This window comes from Rhizobium sp. TBD182, from assembly GCF_001950375.1.
GTDB lineage: Bacteria > Pseudomonadota > Alphaproteobacteria > Rhizobiales > Rhizobiaceae > Agrobacterium > Agrobacterium tumefaciens.
The window spans coordinates 47,739-63,789 of record NZ_BDLN01000006.1; the positions used below are offsets into that span (position 1 = coordinate 47,739).

The following is a 16,051-nucleotide window of genomic DNA, read 5'->3' on the forward strand; positions in this document are numbered from 1 at the left end:
CAATGGCTGATCCTCTGATTTGCCTTAAATCCGTGCGGCGGGATTATCCGTCCGGTGAAGGTACGATTACCGTACTCAAGAATATCGACCTCATCATCGAGGCCGGCGAGATGGTGGCGATCGTTGGCGCTTCCGGATCGGGCAAGTCGACGCTGATGAATATTCTCGGTTGCCTCGACCGGCCGACCTCAGGGAGCTACATCATCAGGGGCCGGGAGACGGGCGATCTCGATGCAGACCAGCTTTCGGAATTGCGGCGAGAAAACCTCGGTTTTATTTTCCAGCGTTACCATCTGCTTGTCGAACTGACAGCGCTCGGCAATGTCGAAATTCCGGCGATCTACGCCGGAAAGTCACAAAGCGATCGCAGGAGCGATGCCGCCAGGTTGCTCGGTCGCCTTGGCATGGCGGACCGCCTCGATCATCGTCCGGGCCAGCTTTCCGGCGGCCAGCAGCAACGCGTTTCCATCGCGCGCGCCCTTATGAACGATGCCGAAATCATTCTTGCCGACGAGCCGACCGGTGCGCTCGACAGCGCGAGCGGCGACGAGGTGTTGCGCATCCTCGACGAGCTGCATGCCGAAGGGCGCACTGTCATTATCGTCACGCACGATATGTCAATTGCACGACGTGCCGAACGGATCATCGAAATCAGCGACGGCGCCATCATTTCCGACCGCGGGGCGGATGCCGCGCCGGTTCGGAAGGGTGACGCCAAACCCTCTATGGTTTCCGGCGGGGCCTCCAGTCTCGCTGGTCTCGCATCCTCGCTGCGGGAGGCATTGCGCATGGCGCTCCTGTCGATGCAGGCGCACAAGCTGCGCAGCTTTCTCACCATGCTCGGTATCATCATCGGCATCGCCTCGGTCATCAGCGTCGTGGCGCTGGGGCAGGGGTCACAGCAGCGCGTGCTGCAGAATATCTCAAGCCTCGGCACCAACACGCTGGAAATCTTCGCGGGCAAGGATTTTGGCGACATAAGGTCGGGCAAGATCACCACGCTGGTCGTCTCCGACGCCGAGGCACTTGCCAAACAATCCTATGTCGCGGCTGTGACGCCCACGGTCTCGACCTCCAGTACGGTGCGTTTCGGCGCGAAGGAGGCGAATGCGCTTGTGAATGGTGTCAGCGAGCGGTATTTCGTCGCCAAGGGCACGAAGCTGTCACAAGGGCGCTTTTTCGATGCCGCAAGCGTCGCGCAGAAAGCCCAGGAGGTGGTGATTGATGAGAACACCCGCAAATCGTTGTTTGCGGATTTCGACGGCAGCCCCATCGGTCAGGTCATTCTCATCGGCAAGGTGCCGGCCCGCATCGTCGGCATCACGCAGGCGCAGCAGGGCGGTTTCGGTTCAAGCCAGAACCTTTCACTTTATCTGCCTTATACTGCCGTCCAGTCACGCTTTCTCGGCAGCCTGTCGCTGCGCAGCATCACGGTGCAGGTGAGTGACGATATTGACGCCGCAATTGCCGAACAGGCGGTGACGGTTCTTCTCACCCAGCGGCATGGAACGCGGGATTTCTACATTCTCAACACTGACGATATTCGCCAGACCATCACCAGTACAACACAGACCATGACGCTGCTGGTTGCGGCGATCGCGGTGATTTCGCTTCTGGTCGGCGGCATCGGGGTGATGAACATCATGCTCGTTTCCGTTTCCGAACGTGTATCGGAAATCGGCGTGCGCATGGCAGTCGGCGCACGGCGCAGTGATATACTGCGCCAGTTCCTGATCGAGGCAGTGCTCGTCTGCATCATCGGCGGAACGCTGGGAATTTTGGGCAGCTTCGGCTTCGGGGCGCTTTTCTCCGCCTTCAGCAGCAATTTCGCCATGGTCTATTCCACGGTGTCGATCATTGCTGCCTTCGTCTGCTCGACACTGATAGGCGTCGTTTTCGGCTATCTGCCGGCCCGCAACGCATCGAACCTCGATCCTGTTGCGGCCCTGTCGGCGGGTTGATATCCGCCGCTGCCGGTCAAGCCTTGTTTTTTTCGATGAAGCGGATGGCGTCGCCAACGGTCAGGATTGTGCTTGCGGCCGAATCGGGGATTTCCACTCCGAATTCTTCCTCGATTTCCATGACAACCTGAACCACTTCGAGGGAATCGGCACCGAGATCGTCGACAAAATTGGCGTCATCGACAACCGTGCCGGGATCTGCGCCAAGCTGGTCAACGATGATTTTTTTAATACGGTCGGCGATGGTGGACATGGTGGGACTCCGCGAAAGTTGTTTGCCGCCGAACAACCCGTTTGAATTTGCGCCCAGGACACTTGCTAAAATCGAAACCGGTTTTTGCGAGGCGTGGTACACAGAGTCAGAAGGTCAAAGCATCGATGACATTCGGACGTAGCATGCCTTTGACGGCTGCGAAAGAGCGTGGCTCATGGGGAATTGCCCATAAGAATTCGGGGTATGTTTGACGTTGAACAGTTTTTGACTGGATGCGATGAACCGCTGCGCTGTAAACCTCGTTTTCGTGAAGTAATTATAATCCAGTCCTGTCGAGCATCAACGCCCATGGTCCAGTCTTCCCCGGAACGCTTCATATTGCTCGATGGCATAAGGGGCGTAGCTGCGCTCTTCATCGTACATCGCCATGCCGAACAGTTTTTCGGGAGAGACGACGCTTCGAGCTATCTCGCCGTCGATTTGTTCTTCGCCTTGAGCGGTTTTGTGCTGGCGCATGCCTACAGCATGAAACTGCGCGAAGGGGCGATTACGCCAGGCTTCTTCATGAAGGCGCGCCTTGCGCGACTTTATCCACTGTATGGGCTGGGGCTGGCGTTGATGGCGTCCTATTTCATTTGCCTCTACCTGTTGGGCCTGCCGACGCCGATCGATGATCTTCATCGCCACATCAATCCCGGTGAGCTGGCGATAGCGTTGTTGACCGGGCTTCTTTTCGTTCCGGCACCCTTCACGCTTACATTGAACGGCGCATTGTTTCTGGTGAGTCCGGCATGGTCGCTTTTCAACGAGCTGGTGGTGAATGCGGTTTATGGCCGGTGGGGTGTGCGGGCGACTACGAAACAGACAATCGTGGTGCTGGCTGTCAGCGCCTGCGTCCTTGTCGTGGCGGCTGCTGAGTTTGGGAAGTTGCATGCGGGGTTTCGATGGCACGAAATGTATGCCGGCATGGGAAGGGTGTTTTTCTCGTTTTTCGCAGGCGTGCTGGTTTACCGCTTCCGCAATCGCATAACCGAGCTGAAGCCCATCCAGGCGGCCCTCTGTCTTATGCTGGTCTGCGTCATCCTCGCCGTGCCAATTTCGCGTGAGCTTCGGCCCTTCTTTGATCTCGCGGTGGTTCTGCTCGTCTGGCCGACGGTATTGTTCGTAGCCAGCAGGATAGTGCCGGGTCGCAGGGTGGGAATCTTGTCGACGTTTCTCGGCACAGCTTCCTACGCCGTCTATGTGCTGCATATTCCGCTGCTGGCCTGGACGGATTTTCTGATGCCTGCCGTTGATAGGGAAAACATCGCTTTGCCGGTCGGTGTCGCTTTCCTGATAGGGACGACGTGTCTGTCATGGTACCTGACGGTCCATTTTGATCAGCCAGTGCAGACATGGCTCAAAGGTCGCCTGAGAAAGCGGGCAGGGGTCGGGCAACCCGTGTGATCGCGTCTTGTCGCTGCAGGCTTCAGTAATGCGCGAAGATTGGAGCCGTGATAACAAAGGCCGCGACCAGACTGATGATCGTCAGTTTCGCGGCACGCATGCGGCGCATTCTGCGGCCGCTCCAGTCATACGTCATACTCACCCTCCACGCAGACGCAAACTCTCGGACTGATGTCCGACTAAATCAGTTTCTCCTGATATATCTCATTTGCCAAGTCATTATTGTTACCAGTGATTTTGGCGAACACCGTCCGCTTCGGGAGGCGCTTCAGGGGAAAAGCCGGATAAGTTGATTGTCTTTGAGTTTCAGGCGGCTTGCCTCATCGGAAGAAATGCAATGCTCTATGTTCTTTCGCAAGTCGTCGGGAACTATCGGCCCGCCTGCCTTCAAAAGCTTTTCGGTCATCGAAAAAAGAATGCCGAACTGGGTCTCGCATTCGGCCGATGTCAGAAGCAGCGGTAGCGACGGAACGGTTCTCGCCGTAAAGACGCTATCCGCCGTATCGTACATGGTGACGAGGTACCAGGTCAGAAATAGCCCCAGCCACAGGCCGGTGCTGACCATGATATATTCGCGCATCTGCTCTCTCCCCTCAATGGCGGTGGTAAAGCAGTGGCAGGCCCTGGATTGCATATCGGGGGAGCGGCTTCCACGGCTTGATGCGGTCGTGTTTCTGCACGCCGAACAGGAAACGCATTTCGTCGGTGAGGTCTGCCGGATCGGTCAAACCATCCTGATATAATTCAATAACCTTGCGGGCGGCTCTGTTATGGAGCTTTTTGTCATCATCGTCGGAAAGGTGATTAAAACCGATGCTCTCGAGGACCAATTGGAGCATTTCGAGATCTTGAGAGGAGATCAGGCAGTTACGGGGCGCAGAAGACATGATGGCCTCTTTTCTTACTGGTTCAGAAAGCCGAAGCCTCGCGCGCGCCCTTAAAAGGCTGCACGGGACGCTCCAACGCTTCGAAACGATACGCCGGTGCGGTCGATGACCGTTGCCGGTTTTCGGGGGGCATGTGCCTCAACGCGCCCTGGGAAATTCCGCACGGGGCGCTGTAGACGGGAGGCATGTGCAAATGGGGCTTGAGACGGCAAGGATGCCTGACGGCGGTAACGCCCTTTAAGTACCGATGGGGAAGGGTGCGCTTTTTGCGCGCAATAGGCAAGTTAATTCCATAGCCCCTGACGAGTATGTGACCGGTGCGGCGACATTCTTTATCTCACCAAGGCAGACAACAAAAAAGGCCGGGGCAATATTGCACCGACCTTCCTCATATCGCCATTAACACCAGTGCCAGTACATCCGTGGTCAAAAGTCTAAAGCGACGGAAACAACTGCGAACGACATATTTTGCGCTCACCAGCAGTTGCTGTATGAACTTTCTAGAAGAGCAATGTGGCCAAAACAAGTCCGCATTTCCATTATATGTTTTATTTGTCGCGACCCTTTGTGTATCGGGTCGCGGTTTGGCAATTCGTGCCGGGGCGTCGCGCTGTTATGAGCGGGCTGTCCGGAACAATCCTACTTCTTCTTGCCATCCGCAGTTGTGGAGTTTGCGAACTTGACCTGCGTGCCGGCAGCTGGTGCCGCAGCCGGAGCTTTCGTCTTGTCCTTCTTCGGTTTGCGGACTTCTTTGTTGCTGCGTACTTGACCCTTGGCCATGGTGTCCTCCTGGTATTGAACAGATATTGGATATTGTGTGGTCCGGGGCATGATCGCGCGCCGCAGGCAGGCTGCGGGGCGGTTTCATCGTCAGGGGAAAGGCAGTCCGTTAAGCGGAAGTTTCCCGAAGGGAAGGGTCGGTTTGGAGAGGCGGATACGCCCTGCGTAGAAGGTTCTCCGCACCATGTCGGGCTGGAGGCCAAAATCAGGAAACGCCGCAAAGCCGGAGGATGCGCCGCGAACCTGATCTAGGCGCATTGCTGTTTCTTCGGCGGCACTGAGAAGCAGGCGAAGCGATGCGTTTTCCCGGTAACCCAAACCGCCGGTGCGGACGAGGTTCCGTGAAAGGCTTGATGAATAAAAGTCGGAAGACATCTCGTCCTCCTTTCGTTTGGGGGCGAGGACACTCTGCCCTCAAACACCAGCACTCTTCAGCGGATTGCTGACAGGCGAAGCGTGCGCCTGTTGCGTATCAGGTTCAAGAAGTTTTTCGGAAAGACGACGTCAAAAAGTGCAACCGGGTTATTTCTTGCCGGATGACTTTTTGGTGCGGGTGGGTGGAGGGGCGGCGATTGCCGCCTCCTGAGCTTCGCGAAGTTGGCGAAGCCGTTCCGTCTTCTTGGCGCGCTGGTCGGATTCGGCGGTTATGATCTGTTTCGCCGCCTTGTCCGTTATGGATGCCTTGTCCTGCGAGGACAGCTTTCCGGGTTTGAAAACAGCCTCTTTAGTCGCGGTCATGGCATTCTCCTTTGCGGAGCGAATTGAAAGTTATCGAGCGCGGGCAACCTTTTTGGGAGCAGGAAGCAATCCCTCGCGCTGCAATTTTTTCTTCGCCATCTTGCGGTGGCGGCGCACAGCTTCGGCTTCTTCGCGGATACGCTTTTCCGACGGCTTTTCGTAAGATTCCCGTGCGCGCATCTCACGGAAGATACCCTCGCGCTGCATCCTCTTTTTCAAGACGCGGAGGGCTTGCTCTACATTGTTATCCCTGACGAGTACCTGCAACTTATCTCCTTAACGCAGCCATCGCTGCTATTTTTTGATTCTGATCGTATTCGAATTGATCCAGCTCGATCCCGCAACGCGCGAAGACGAGCCTTCGATTTCCACGGGCCGCGATGAAGACGCAACCACATCGATTTCATCGAGCGCTATATTACGTTCGAAGTTCTCGTGCTGGAAACGCACCCTGTAGCGAACCGCACCTTGTTGTGTCTCTGGCAGAGCCGTTACGACCCGGCCTGGACCTTTGGGCTGGTTGGCCCCAAGTACGCCCGCCTTCAGAAAGATAGCATCGCCGGAACGATAAGGATTTTTGCGCATGAGAGCCTCCCCATGGCCAAAAAAAACAAAAGGCCGGGATTTAACCCGACCTCTCACAATCACTCAGCGCCACTGCTGGTACATGCGTAGCCAGCGGGGCCGATGACAAATCAAGCTGCGCGAAGGTTGTCAGCTGAGCTCTTGCCGGACTTGCGGTCCTGCACGATGTCGTAGGTGATCTTCTGGCCGTCGTTCAGCGAACGCAGACCTGCGCGCTCAACAGCCGAAATGTGAACGAAAACGTCCGTGCCGCCGTTGTCAGGCTGAATGAAGCCGAAGCCCTTGGTGGCGTTGAACCACTTTACAGTACCAGTGTTCATAACGATTTCCTTTCGTAGTAATCGTTGTTGGTTTCCGCGATACCTTGCGGAATTAGATCGATTATTTGAGAGGAAATCCGACGGGAACGTAGAGTCCCAGGAGCGACGTCACAAGCAATTGTCGATTTGCCGAATATAGCCTCAATTTTTGATTTTGCAATGGGCCGATGCGGAAAAATGCGCCATCTGGCGATTGCACTTGCCGGTTCCGATGTCTCTTCCTGCGTCAGCGGCGCGATTTCGGTTTTTTCTCTTCCCTGTTCATATCACGCCCCACCCATTTGAAAAAAAGGATCAGGCTGGTGCCGATGATGATGAGCGGAATGAAGGATTCGAAACTGGACATGATTAACTCTTTCTTCCCCCGATCGTCGTTTTACCGGTATGGAGGAAGCGCGTAATCTGCAGAATGTTATCCGTTCTTTTTTGGCAATTGCGGCCTGCGGACCGACGTTGAAAGCACCGCAGGCCGAAAATATCTAGATGGGCAGGGATTTCACCGCCGCTGCACCACCCTCGCGGGCGCTTTTCAATGCGGCTACGCCGCAGAGCACGGACATGGCGCCGGCGCGCGAACCCGCCCGCTGCCGCAGCCGGTCGTTCGAACCGGGCTTGAAGATCATGTCGCGCATGCGATTGTCGCCGCCATAATGGCCGCCCGGCTCATGCGGCACCCAGATACGCTCGACACCGCCACCGAAACTTTTTACCAGCAGTATTTCGTCGGCTGGGGGCTCAGTCCACGGCTGCTTTTCATATTGGCGCATCTCGATGCGTCCTTTATGGCCGTTAAACGCGATGTGGTGTCCCTCGATCGGCATATAGGTATTGAGCGAATAGGAGACCTGCACGCCGTTCGCATAGCGAATCGAGGCACTCATCGTGTCGGGGATGTCGATCTCCTCGCGAAAGACGCAGGCGTCACGCATATAGCCATCCACAGTCGACGGGTCCTCGTAAAGCGCGTCCAGGAACGGGTCGGCCCCGAGATCCATGAAATAGTCGCACTCGTCCTTGTGCGGACAGGTACGACAGCGCGTTCCCCGGAACGGTCCGTTCTTGCCATAATGCAGCAATTGCCCAAAGCCCTTCACTTCCACCGGGTCGGAATCGAGATACCAATTCAGAAGATCGAAGTGGTGTGTGGCCTTGTGGACGAACAGGCTGCCTGAATGTTCGGTGAAAGCGTGCCAGCGGCGGAAATAATCCGCACCGTGCTGGTTATCGAGATACCAGTGGAAATCTACCGAGGTAACGGTGCCGATCGCGCCGTCGTCGATCAGCTCCTTCATGCGCGCCGCCGTCGGTGAAAAGCGATAATTGAAGGAAACGTCGACGCGGCGGCCGCTTTCGGCCTCCGCCGCGCGGATGCGGTCAATCTTTTCCGGGGTGGTGGTCATGGGTTTTTCGCTGATGACATCGGCACCGCCCTCGAGCGCGCGGATAATGATGTCGTCATGAGTATCGTCGGGCGTGCAGACGATTACCAGTTCCGGGCGTTGCTCGGCCATCATCCGGTCGAAGTCGTCGTAAAGCGGAGCGGCCGACCCCATCATGGCGCGGGCCCGTTCTGCGCGCATCAGGTTCAGGTCGCAAATGCCGACCAGTTCGACATAGTCGCTCCACCCGGCCAGAAGTTCGCGCCCCCACATGGTGGTGCCACGATTGCCGGTGCCGACCAGTGCATAACGTTTGCGTTTCACCCTTTCAGGCATTTCCTTACTCCCGAACCCAATCAACAAACGGTTTTAAAACGCTCGACGACGGTGGACAGAACCTCGTCCACCGGGCGTGCCTGCCAACGATGCGAAAAAATCTCGACTTCCTGCGGACCGGAAAAGCCGGCGGCCTCGATCATGGCGCGAAATGCCTTCAGGTCAATCACGCCATCGCCCATCATGCCGCGATCGTTGAGCGGATCGGTGGTCGGCACCAGCCAGTCGCAGATATGGTGTGCCAGTATCTGCCCGTTTCGCCCGGCGCGCGCCACCTGTTCCTCCAGCTCCGGGTCCCACCAGACGTGATAGACGTCGATGGCCACACCGGTTCCGGCACCCAGCCGGTCGCAGAGGTCGAGCGACTGTTTCAAAGTGTTGAAGCAGGCGCGGTCGGCGGCATAAAAGGGATGCAACGGTTCAATGGCGAGCGGCACGCCGGCTGCCCTCGCATAGGGAAGAAGTTCGGCCATGCCGTCCTCCACCATCTGCCGTGCACCTTTCAAGTCTCGAGAACCCGCGGGCAGGCCGCCCACGACAAGCACCAGGCAATCTGCCTTCATGGCGGCGGCTTCGTCCACGGCGCGTTTATTGTCCTCAATGGCGCGGCTGCGGCCTTCTGCATCGGGGGCGGGGAAAAAGCCGCCCCGGCAATGGCCGCTGAGACGAAGGCCGTTCTGCTCGACAATGCGTGCTGCTTCAGCAAGGCCTGCAGCGTGAACCTGCTCGCGCCAGGGCGAGATGGTGGTGATGCCATGCGCAAGGCATGCATCCACGATTGCCCCGAAGGAACGTCCCTGCCGCACGGTGGCAAAATTTATTGAAAGGCCCTCAACGCCCATAACGGTACTCCTCCCTTTTGCGAAGGCCTCCAGCCACCTTCGCTCTCGCGCTTAACCAATGCCTCTGACAGCCAGAAACTGCTTCATGCGATGCGTCGCCACATCCGGTTCGGCAAGCACATTGGCCTTGTCCGCCAGCCGGAAAAGCTCGGCGAAATGCCGCGTGGAGCGGGCGCTTTCCTGCCCGCCAACCATGGTGAAATGGTCCTGCAAGCCGTTGAGATAGGCGAGAAACACCACGCCGGTTTTGTAAAAGCGGGTCGGCGCCTTGAAGATATGGCGTGAAAGCGCCACCGTTGGCTCCAGAATGTCGAAGAATTCATTATCCGCACCGCGCTTCAGGCTGGCGAGCGCCTTGGATGCCGCCGGAGCAATGGCATCGAAAATGCCGAGCAACGCGTCCGAATGACCTTTTTCGTCACCGGCGATCAGCTCGGCATAATTGAAGTCGTCGCCGGTATACATGCGAACACCAGCGGGCAGGCGACGGCGCATGACGATTTCCTTTTCCTTGGATAGAAGCGAAATCTTGATGCCGTCGATCTTGTCTGCATTCTCCTCGATCATGGCAAGGCAGGTGTCCATCGCCGCCATATGGTCGCGGGCACCCCAGTAGCCCTCAAGCGCAGGATCGAACATTTCTCCCAGCCAGTGGATAACCACCTTGTTCTCGGCACGGGAAAGGACCCTGGCATAGGCCTTGAGATAATCGTCCGGGGAGCGGGCGGCAGCGGTGAGCGCCCGGCTTGCCATCAGGATCACGCGCCCGCCTTCTCCCTGAACAAAATCAAGCTGTTCCAGGTAGGAGTCGATAATCTGGTTCAGGTCATATCCGCCGCCCTCAAGATGATCCGTGCCGACGCCGCAGGCGATCAGCGCATCCTTGCGGGTGGCCGCTTCCTTCAGCGAACGGGAGATCAGTTCCTGCGCCTGCGGCCACGCCAGTCCCATGCCGCGCTGGGCCGTATCCATGGCCTCCGCAACACCCAGGCCGAGGTCCCAAAGGCGGTGGCGGAAGCGCAGGGTAGCGTCCCAGTCGATGGCGGGCGTCAACCATGGATCGTTGTCGGCGAGGGGATCGGCCACCACATGGGCGGCGGCGAAGGCGACACGATTGAAATCCGCCGCACTTCGTTTCTCAATGGCGACCGGCGCGCCTGATAGCCTGTAGACCTCGATGCTGCGGTCGTCCTTTGGAAGCTTGAGTTCGCTCACTGTCGCCTCCTCAGGAAAGTGCGGGAACGTCGAGCCAGCGGCGTTCCTTCCATGATCTCAGCCCCAGTTCGGCCAATTGCACGCCCTTCACGCCCTCCATCAGCCCATAGGGCCATGGGTCGTTGTCGACGAGGTGACGCACGAACATTTCCCACTGCGCCTTGAAACCGTTGTCATAAGTGACGTTGTCAGGCACTTCCTGCCAGGTCTTGTAGAAATCGATGGTCTGGGGCTGGTCAGGGTTCCACACCGGTTTCGGCGTATTGGTGCGGTGCTGGGTCCAGCATTTAGTGAGACCCGCCACGGCCGAACCATGCGTGCCATCAACCTGAAACGTGACGAGATCATCGCGGCGCACACGCACCGCCCAGGAAGAGTTGATATGGGCGATGGCGCCGCCTTCCAGCTCGAAGGTGGCGTAGGCGGCATCGTCGGCATCCGCCGCATAGGCGTGGCCCTGTTCATCGAAACGCTCGGGGATATGGGTGGCGCCGAGGCAACTTACGGATTTCACCGGTCCGAATAGATTATCGAGCACATAACGCCAGTGGCACAGCATATCGAGGATGATACCGCCGCCATCCTTCAGGCGGTAATTCCACGAAGGACGCTGCGCCGGCTGCCAATCGCCTTCGAAAACCCAATAGCCGAACTCGCCGCGCACCGAGAGGATCTTGCCGAAAAAGCCGCTGTCACGCAGCATCGCCAGCTTGCGAAGGCCGGGCAGGAACAGCTTGTCCTGCACCACGCCGTGTTTGATACCGGCGCTTTCGGCCAGTCTGGCAATTGCCAGCGCCTCTGCCACGCTGTCGGAAATCGGCTTTTCGCAATAGACGTTCTTGCCCGCCTTGATGGCTTTTTCGAGCAGGCTGCCACGCATCTGCGTCGTGCCGGCGTCGAAGAAAAGCGTGTCATCCGGGTTCGCAAGGGCGGCGTCGATGTCGGTCGTCCAGCGCGCGACATTGTGCTTTTTAGCGATTTCCTCGATTTTCGCACCGTTTCGGCCGACCAGAATGGGGTCGAGCATGACCTTTTCCCCGCTCTTCAAAACCACGCCGCCCTGATCGCGAATGGCGAGAACGGAGCGCACGAGGTGCTGGTTGTAACCCATGCGGCCGGTGATGCCGTGCATGATGACGCCGATACGTTTCATGAATTTCCTCCCAAGGCGGCCTTTTCCCGAAAGCCGCTTCCGTCAAACATGGCAATTTGTAACCATTTGGTTATTTGTGGTCGTGAAGGATGCGATCTGTCAAGGTGTTTTTGGCAGGAAATTCACATGCACTTGCGGCGGCAGAAATCACGGGTTTGTGCCGCGCCGCAAAAGGAAACGACGCGCTTCGCGGATGCGAATGGCGCGTCGTCGCTGTTGTTAAAGGGAAATTCGGTTTTTACGGCTCAGACCGGCCGCACCGCAGCAAGCAGGGTATCGACGATATGCTGGCCCCAGCGTTCAAGTTCGGCGGGGTCGGTCAGGTCGCGCTGGAAGATCGTCGACAGCGTGAATCGGTTCGAAAGATAAAAGGCGCCGAGCGAGGCGATCGTCAGATAGACGTCGATCGGATCGAGACCGTCACGGAATTCGCCAGTATCGCGGCCGCGCCGCAGCACGTCCTCAAGCTCGGAGATGAAGTTCGAATGCATCGCCGCAATCGTAGCGGATTGCCTGAGATAACGGGCTTTGTTGAGGTTTTCTGTTGCGAGAATGCTCAGAAATTCCGGGTGATCCAGAAAATAATGCCAGGTGAAAAGCGCGAGTTCCCGCAAGCCTTCCGAAGGCGCCTTGCGGGTCAGGTCCAGCCGCCGTTCGGTGTGGCGGATATGGCGATAGGCGTCCTCCAGAACGGCGAGATAAAGCGCGTCCTTGTCGCCAAAATAATGGTAGATCATCCGCTTGTTGGTGCCGGCGCGCCGCGCCACGACATCGATTCTCGCGCCCGCCAAGCCCTTCGCGGCCACCTCGCGGCGGGCGGCTTCAAGAATGGCGGCGCGTGTTCTCTCCGGGTTTCGCACCTGTGCCGCCCCGCGTTTGCGCTTGGGGGCAGGCGTTTCCTCGACGGCCGGATCGGGCAGCTGGTTTTTCGTCGTTTCGTCCATCTTAGCACCCGCTTGACAATGTTGGCGATCGGTGTTCCCATGTAACCAATTAGTTATAAAACGGCAATAGTCGTTTACCCCCATCATCAATTTGGCAGTCAATTAGGGAGGAGTTGCCAATGCCCGTGATGCTTCACAGGAGAAGTGTGCTTTCAGCAGGGCTTGCGGCCCTTTCACTCGCAACATTGGGAGGTGGTTCGGCGCAGGCTCAGGCCGCGCGGCTGCGTATGTTGTGGTGGGGATCGCAGGAGCGTGCGGATCGCACCAATAAGGCGATCGCCGCATATAAGCAAATCAAGCCGGATCTCGATATTGCCGGGGAATTTGCCGGCTGGAGCGACTACTGGCCGCGCCTTGCCACGCAGGTGGCAGGCCGCAACGCGCCTGATCTGATCCAGATGGATTATCGCTACATCTTCGAATATGGCCGGCGCGGCGCCCTTGCTCCCCTTGATGACTATATTGGCAAGGGCCTGAAGATAGAAGATTTCGGCAAGATGAACATCGACTCCGGTCGGGTCGACGGCAAGCTTTACGGGGTTAATCTTGGCGTGAATTCCAGCGCTGTCTTCTTCGACAAGGCGGCTTGGGAAAAATCCGGCGCGACCCCGCCAGCGATCGGGCAGACCTGGGAAGAGTTTGCCGAAAACGCCGCCAAGCTCAGCAAGAACAAGCCCAAGCCCGGCTATTACGCCACGGCCGATGCCAGCGGCGTCGAGCCGAGCTTCGAGAACTGGCTGCGTCAGAACGGCAAATCACTCTACACACAGGATGGCGGTATCGGTTTTGATCCGACCGACGCGACCAAATGGTTCACCATGTGGGCGGATTTGCGCAAGAGCGGTGCATGCGTGCCGGCCGATATTCAGGCGCTCGACCAGTTGAATATTGAAACCAACGCGCTGACGACGGGCAAGGCGGCAACGGCATTTGCCCATTCCAACCAGTTTGTCGGTTATCAGGCGCTCAACAAAGCCAAGCTGGCTATGACCTCCTATCCGAAAAGCAAGAAGGATGGTCCTTCCGGTCACTACCTGAAACCATCCATGCTCATCAGCGTCGCCAATGGCAGTGCCGGCATCGAGCAGGCGGTCGGTTTCATCAACTTTCTCGTTGCCGAACCACAGGGCGTCGATGTTCTGGGTGTTGAGCGCGGCGTTCCGGCATCGGAAGCGATGCGTAACGCGCTGACCGCCAAGCTCGATGCCGTCAGCAAGAGCATGGTGGAATATATTGCCGAGATTACCCCCGGCGTTGGCGATCTGCCGCCGGCACCCCCTCCGGGTGCAGGCGAATTCGCCTTCGTCCTGAAACGTACAGCGGAAGAGATCGGCTTCGGCAAGATTTCGGCGGCTGAGGGTGGTGACCGGCTCGTCAAGGAATCCGAAACCGTCATTAAACGGAAGTGATGGCAGATGGCCTTTCGATCTGAAACTCTCGTGGAGGAGAGCCGTGGCGCGGCTCTCCCGAAGCGGGCAGGCGTGAAGCGGCTTTTGGACCGCAACGTTCACGCATACCTGTTTCTCCTGCCGTGGCTGATCGGTTTCTTCGGTCTTACCCTCGGGCCTGCGCTGGTGTCGCTTTATCTGTCCTTCACCAATTATGACCTGCTTCAATCCCCGGACTGGGTGGGGGCGGCCAATTATGTGCGCATCGCCACTGCCGACCCTAAATTCGCAGCCGCCATGCAGGTCACCTTTACCTATGTGCTGCTTTCGGTGCCGTTGAAGCTGATTTTTGCACTGCTGGTGGCGCTCGCCTTCAATCGCGGCATAAAGGGGCTCACGCTTTACCGGGCGATCTTCTATCTGCCGTCGCTGCTCGGTTCCAGCGTGGCGATCGCTGTTCTCTGGCGGCAGCTTTTCGCGTCAGATGGCCTCGTCAACATGGTCCTGTGGCAGGTTTTCGGTTATGAGGGGCCGAGCTGGATTTCCAATCCGGACTACTCGCTCTACACGCTGGTGATCCTGTCCGTCTGGCAGTTTGGCTCGCCAATGATCATCTTCCTCGCAGGGCTCCGGCAAATCCCGCAGGATATGTACGAGGCCGCCGATATCGACGGCGCGAGCAAGATGCGGCAGTTCTTCCGTATTACGCTGCCGCTGTTGACGCCGGTGATCTTCTTCAACGCCGTGATCCAGACGATCGATGCCTTCAAGGCCTTCACGCCCGCCTTCATCATTTCCGAAGGCACGGGCGGGCCGATCAACTCGACGCTGTTCTATACGCTCTATCTCTATCAGGAAGCCTTCGGTTTCTTCCGCATGGGATATGCCTCGGCGCTTGCTTGGATTCTTGTGATCATCATCGCGCTGTTCACGGCCTTCTCGTTCCTCAGCGCGAAATACTGGGTGCATTACGATGACTGACGCTGTTACCGCTCCCCGGCCGGGACAAGGCCCGCAACGCTCGCCGCTAATGTCGGTTTTGCTGCATGCGGCGCTGATCCTTGCCTCCTTTGCGATGCTTTATCCGATCCTGTGGATGATTTCGGGTTCGTTCCGCCCGCAGGACGAGCTGTTCGGTTCCTCCTCGCTCATTCCTTCGTCGGTTGATTTCGGCGGCTATATTCGCGGCTGGACCGGGCTTCAGGTCAGTTTCGGGCAATTCTTCTGGAACTCGTTCTTCATCTCGGTGCTCGCCACCATCGGCAACGTCGTTGGCTGCTCGCTTGCCGCCTTCGCTTTCGCCCGCCTGCGGTTCGGTGGGCGTAATTTCTGGTTCGCGCTGATGCTCGGCACTTTGATGCTGCCCTATCACGTTGTGCTCATCCCGCAATATATCCTGTTTCTGGAAATGGGTTGGGTGAATACGTCGCTGCCGCTGATTGTGCCGAAATATCTGGCAACCGACGCCTTCTTCATCTTCCTGATGGTGCAGTTCTTCCGGGGTATTCCGCGTGAGCTGGATGAGGCAGCGGTGATGGACGGTTGCTCGCCCTTCCGCATCTACTGGAAGATCATGCTGCCCCTCTCTCTGCCGGTTCTGGCAACGGCCGCGATCTTTTCCTTTATCTGGACCTGGGACGATTTCTTCGGTCCGTTGATCTATCTGAACGACATCAACACCTACACCGTGCAGCTCGGCCTCAGATCCTTCGTGGATTCCACCGGCAGCTCGGATTGGACGTCGCTTTTCGCCATGTCCAACCTGTCGCTGGTACCGGTCTTCCTGTTCTTCCTGTTCTTCCAGCGGCTGCTGATTGAAGGCATCGCTACCACCGGAATGAAACGCTGAACGGACGAAACGGG

19 protein-coding genes are annotated in these 16,051 nt (G+C 57.7%); 5 read left to right on the top strand and 14 right to left on the bottom strand.

Annotated features, from left to right (window positions below):
- Positions 1-2 precede the first annotated feature (2 nt).
- A complete protein-coding gene (locus tag T18_RS17990) occupies positions 3-1,961 on the top strand; it encodes a MacB family efflux pump subunit (RefSeq protein ID WP_019566462.1) in 1,959 nt (652 codons plus the stop codon).
- Between the two features lie 16 nt (positions 1,962-1,977).
- Here the strand turns inward: T18_RS17990 and T18_RS17995 are convergent, their stop codons facing one another.
- Entirely contained in the window at positions 1,978-2,214 is a 237-nt protein-coding gene (locus T18_RS17995; protein WP_003517889.1) for an acyl carrier protein, read from the bottom strand.
- 309 nt (positions 2,215-2,523) lie between these two features.
- Between T18_RS17995 and T18_RS18000 the strand changes: the two genes are divergently transcribed.
- Positions 2,524-3,621 (top strand): acyltransferase family protein, encoded by a 1,098-nt coding sequence (locus tag T18_RS18000; RefSeq protein WP_019566461.1) that lies wholly within the window; start codon positions 2,524-2,526, stop codon positions 3,619-3,621.
- 268 nt (positions 3,622-3,889) lie between these two features.
- Here the strand turns inward: T18_RS18000 and T18_RS18005 are convergent, their stop codons facing one another.
- The 13 genes from T18_RS18005 to T18_RS18060 all read right to left on the bottom strand — a co-directional run bounded on the left by T18_RS18005 (position 3,890) and on the right by T18_RS18060 (position 12,800).
- Entirely contained in the window at positions 3,890-4,201 is a 312-nt protein-coding gene (locus T18_RS18005) for a hypothetical protein (RefSeq protein ID WP_038493805.1), read from the bottom strand.
- A 13-nt stretch (positions 4,202-4,214) separates the two neighbouring features.
- Positions 4,215-4,508 carry a hypothetical protein gene (locus T18_RS18010; protein WP_013761399.1) on the bottom strand — a complete coding sequence of 98 codons (294 nt, stop codon included), beginning with the start codon at positions 4,506-4,508 and terminating at the stop codon, positions 4,215-4,217.
- Positions 4,509-5,147: 639 nt separating this feature from the next.
- Entirely contained in the window at positions 5,148-5,288 is a 141-nt protein-coding gene (locus T18_RS27195) for a hypothetical protein (RefSeq protein ID WP_003517881.1), read from the bottom strand.
- Positions 5,289-5,378: 90 nt separating this feature from the next.
- A complete protein-coding gene (locus T18_RS18015; RefSeq protein WP_038493802.1) occupies positions 5,379-5,663 on the bottom strand; it encodes a hypothetical protein in 285 nt (94 codons plus the stop codon).
- 147 nt (positions 5,664-5,810) lie between these two features.
- Positions 5,811-6,026 (bottom strand): hypothetical protein, encoded by a 216-nt coding sequence (locus T18_RS18020; RefSeq protein ID WP_003517878.1) that lies wholly within the window; start codon positions 6,024-6,026, stop codon positions 5,811-5,813.
- A 30-nt stretch (positions 6,027-6,056) separates the two neighbouring features.
- Positions 6,057-6,293: a 30S ribosomal protein S21 gene (gene rpsU / locus T18_RS18025; RefSeq protein ID WP_003517876.1), complete on the bottom strand. Its 237-nt coding sequence runs from the start codon at positions 6,291-6,293 to the stop codon at positions 6,057-6,059.
- Between the two features lie 27 nt (positions 6,294-6,320).
- The gene (locus T18_RS18030; protein WP_019566459.1) at positions 6,321-6,611 is read right to left on the bottom strand and encodes a hypothetical protein; all 291 of its coding nucleotides are present in this window, start codon (positions 6,609-6,611) and stop codon (positions 6,321-6,323) included.
- 110 nt (positions 6,612-6,721) lie between these two features.
- The gene (locus tag T18_RS18035) at positions 6,722-6,931 is read right to left on the bottom strand and encodes a cold-shock protein (protein ID WP_003517872.1); all 210 of its coding nucleotides are present in this window, start codon (positions 6,929-6,931) and stop codon (positions 6,722-6,724) included.
- A gap of 479 nt (positions 6,932-7,410) precedes the next feature.
- Entirely contained in the window at positions 7,411-8,646 is a 1,236-nt protein-coding gene (locus T18_RS18040) for a Gfo/Idh/MocA family protein (RefSeq protein ID WP_038493798.1), read from the bottom strand.
- A 20-nt stretch (positions 8,647-8,666) separates the two neighbouring features.
- Positions 8,667-9,488, bottom strand: a complete 822-nt coding sequence (locus tag T18_RS18045; RefSeq protein ID WP_013761396.1) for a sugar phosphate isomerase/epimerase family protein — start codon at positions 9,486-9,488, stop codon at positions 8,667-8,669.
- A gap of 51 nt (positions 9,489-9,539) precedes the next feature.
- Positions 9,540-10,703, bottom strand: a complete 1,164-nt coding sequence (locus tag T18_RS18050) for a dihydrodipicolinate synthase family protein (protein WP_019566457.1) — start codon at positions 10,701-10,703, stop codon at positions 9,540-9,542.
- Positions 10,704-10,713: 10 nt separating this feature from the next.
- A complete protein-coding gene (locus T18_RS18055) occupies positions 10,714-11,856 on the bottom strand; it encodes a Gfo/Idh/MocA family protein (RefSeq protein WP_003517858.1) in 1,143 nt (380 codons plus the stop codon).
- Between the two features lie 245 nt (positions 11,857-12,101).
- The gene (locus T18_RS18060) at positions 12,102-12,800 is read right to left on the bottom strand and encodes a TetR/AcrR family transcriptional regulator (RefSeq protein ID WP_003517856.1); all 699 of its coding nucleotides are present in this window, start codon (positions 12,798-12,800) and stop codon (positions 12,102-12,104) included.
- A gap of 119 nt (positions 12,801-12,919) precedes the next feature.
- Here T18_RS18060 and T18_RS18065 point away from each other — a divergent pair, with 119 nt between their 5' ends.
- From T18_RS18065 to T18_RS18075, 3 genes are read left to right on the top strand one after another with little or no spacing between them, the layout of a single operon-like run.
- Positions 12,920-14,209 carry an ABC transporter substrate-binding protein gene (locus T18_RS18065; RefSeq protein ID WP_038493795.1) on the top strand — a complete coding sequence of 430 codons (1,290 nt, stop codon included), beginning with the start codon at positions 12,920-12,922 and terminating at the stop codon, positions 14,207-14,209.
- Positions 14,210-14,215: 6 nt separating this feature from the next.
- Positions 14,216-15,169, top strand: coding sequence for a carbohydrate ABC transporter permease (locus T18_RS18070; RefSeq protein WP_003517854.1), 954 nt, complete (start codon positions 14,216-14,218; stop codon positions 15,167-15,169).
- Positions 15,162-16,037, top strand: a complete 876-nt coding sequence (locus T18_RS18075; RefSeq protein ID WP_013761392.1) for a carbohydrate ABC transporter permease — start codon at positions 15,162-15,164, stop codon at positions 16,035-16,037. The genes T18_RS18070 and T18_RS18075 overlap by 8 nt, the downstream gene beginning before the upstream one ends.
- The last annotated feature ends 14 nt before the right edge of the window (positions 16,038-16,051 follow it).

Excerpts from the sequence above, each read along its gene's own strand:
- T18_RS18035 (WP_003517872.1), bottom strand. The coding sequence starts at position 6,931 with ATGAACACTGGTACTGTAAAGTGGTTCAACGCCACCAAGGGCTTCGGC.
- T18_RS18010 (WP_013761399.1), bottom strand. The coding sequence starts at position 4,508 with ATGTCTTCTGCGCCCCGTAACTGCCTGATCTCCTCTCAAGATCTCGAA.
- T18_RS18005 (WP_038493805.1), bottom strand. The coding sequence starts at position 4,201 with ATGCGCGAATATATCATGGTCAGCACCGGCCTGTGGCTGGGGCTATTT.
- T18_RS18060 (WP_003517856.1), bottom strand. The coding sequence starts at position 12,800 with ATGGACGAAACGACGAAAAACCAGCTGCCCGATCCGGCCGTCGAGGAA.
- T18_RS18055 (WP_003517858.1), bottom strand. The coding sequence starts at position 11,856 with ATGAAACGTATCGGCGTCATCATGCACGGCATCACCGGCCGCATGGGT.
- T18_RS17995 (WP_003517889.1), bottom strand. The coding sequence starts at position 2,214 with ATGTCCACCATCGCCGACCGTATTAAAAAAATCATCGTTGACCAGCTT.
- T18_RS17990 (WP_019566462.1), top strand. The coding sequence starts at position 3 with ATGGCTGATCCTCTGATTTGCCTTAAATCCGTGCGGCGGGATTATCCG.
- T18_RS18065 (WP_038493795.1), top strand. The coding sequence starts at position 12,920 with ATGCCCGTGATGCTTCACAGGAGAAGTGTGCTTTCAGCAGGGCTTGCG.
- T18_RS18030 (WP_019566459.1), bottom strand. The coding sequence starts at position 6,611 with ATGCGCAAAAATCCTTATCGTTCCGGCGATGCTATCTTTCTGAAGGCG.
- T18_RS18020 (WP_003517878.1), bottom strand. The coding sequence starts at position 6,026 with ATGACCGCGACTAAAGAGGCTGTTTTCAAACCCGGAAAGCTGTCCTCG.
- T18_RS18040 (WP_038493798.1), bottom strand. The coding sequence starts at position 8,646 with ATGCCTGAAAGGGTGAAACGCAAACGTTATGCACTGGTCGGCACCGGC.
- T18_RS18000 (WP_019566461.1), top strand. The coding sequence starts at position 2,524 with ATGGTCCAGTCTTCCCCGGAACGCTTCATATTGCTCGATGGCATAAGG.
- T18_RS18015 (WP_038493802.1), bottom strand. The coding sequence starts at position 5,663 with ATGTCTTCCGACTTTTATTCATCAAGCCTTTCACGGAACCTCGTCCGC.
- T18_RS18045 (WP_013761396.1), bottom strand. The coding sequence starts at position 9,488 with ATGGGCGTTGAGGGCCTTTCAATAAATTTTGCCACCGTGCGGCAGGGA.
- T18_RS18075 (WP_013761392.1), top strand. The coding sequence starts at position 15,162 with ATGACTGACGCTGTTACCGCTCCCCGGCCGGGACAAGGCCCGCAACGC.
- T18_RS18070 (WP_003517854.1), top strand. The coding sequence starts at position 14,216 with ATGGCCTTTCGATCTGAAACTCTCGTGGAGGAGAGCCGTGGCGCGGCT.
- T18_RS27195 (WP_003517881.1), bottom strand. The coding sequence starts at position 5,288 with ATGGCCAAGGGTCAAGTACGCAGCAACAAAGAAGTCCGCAAACCGAAG.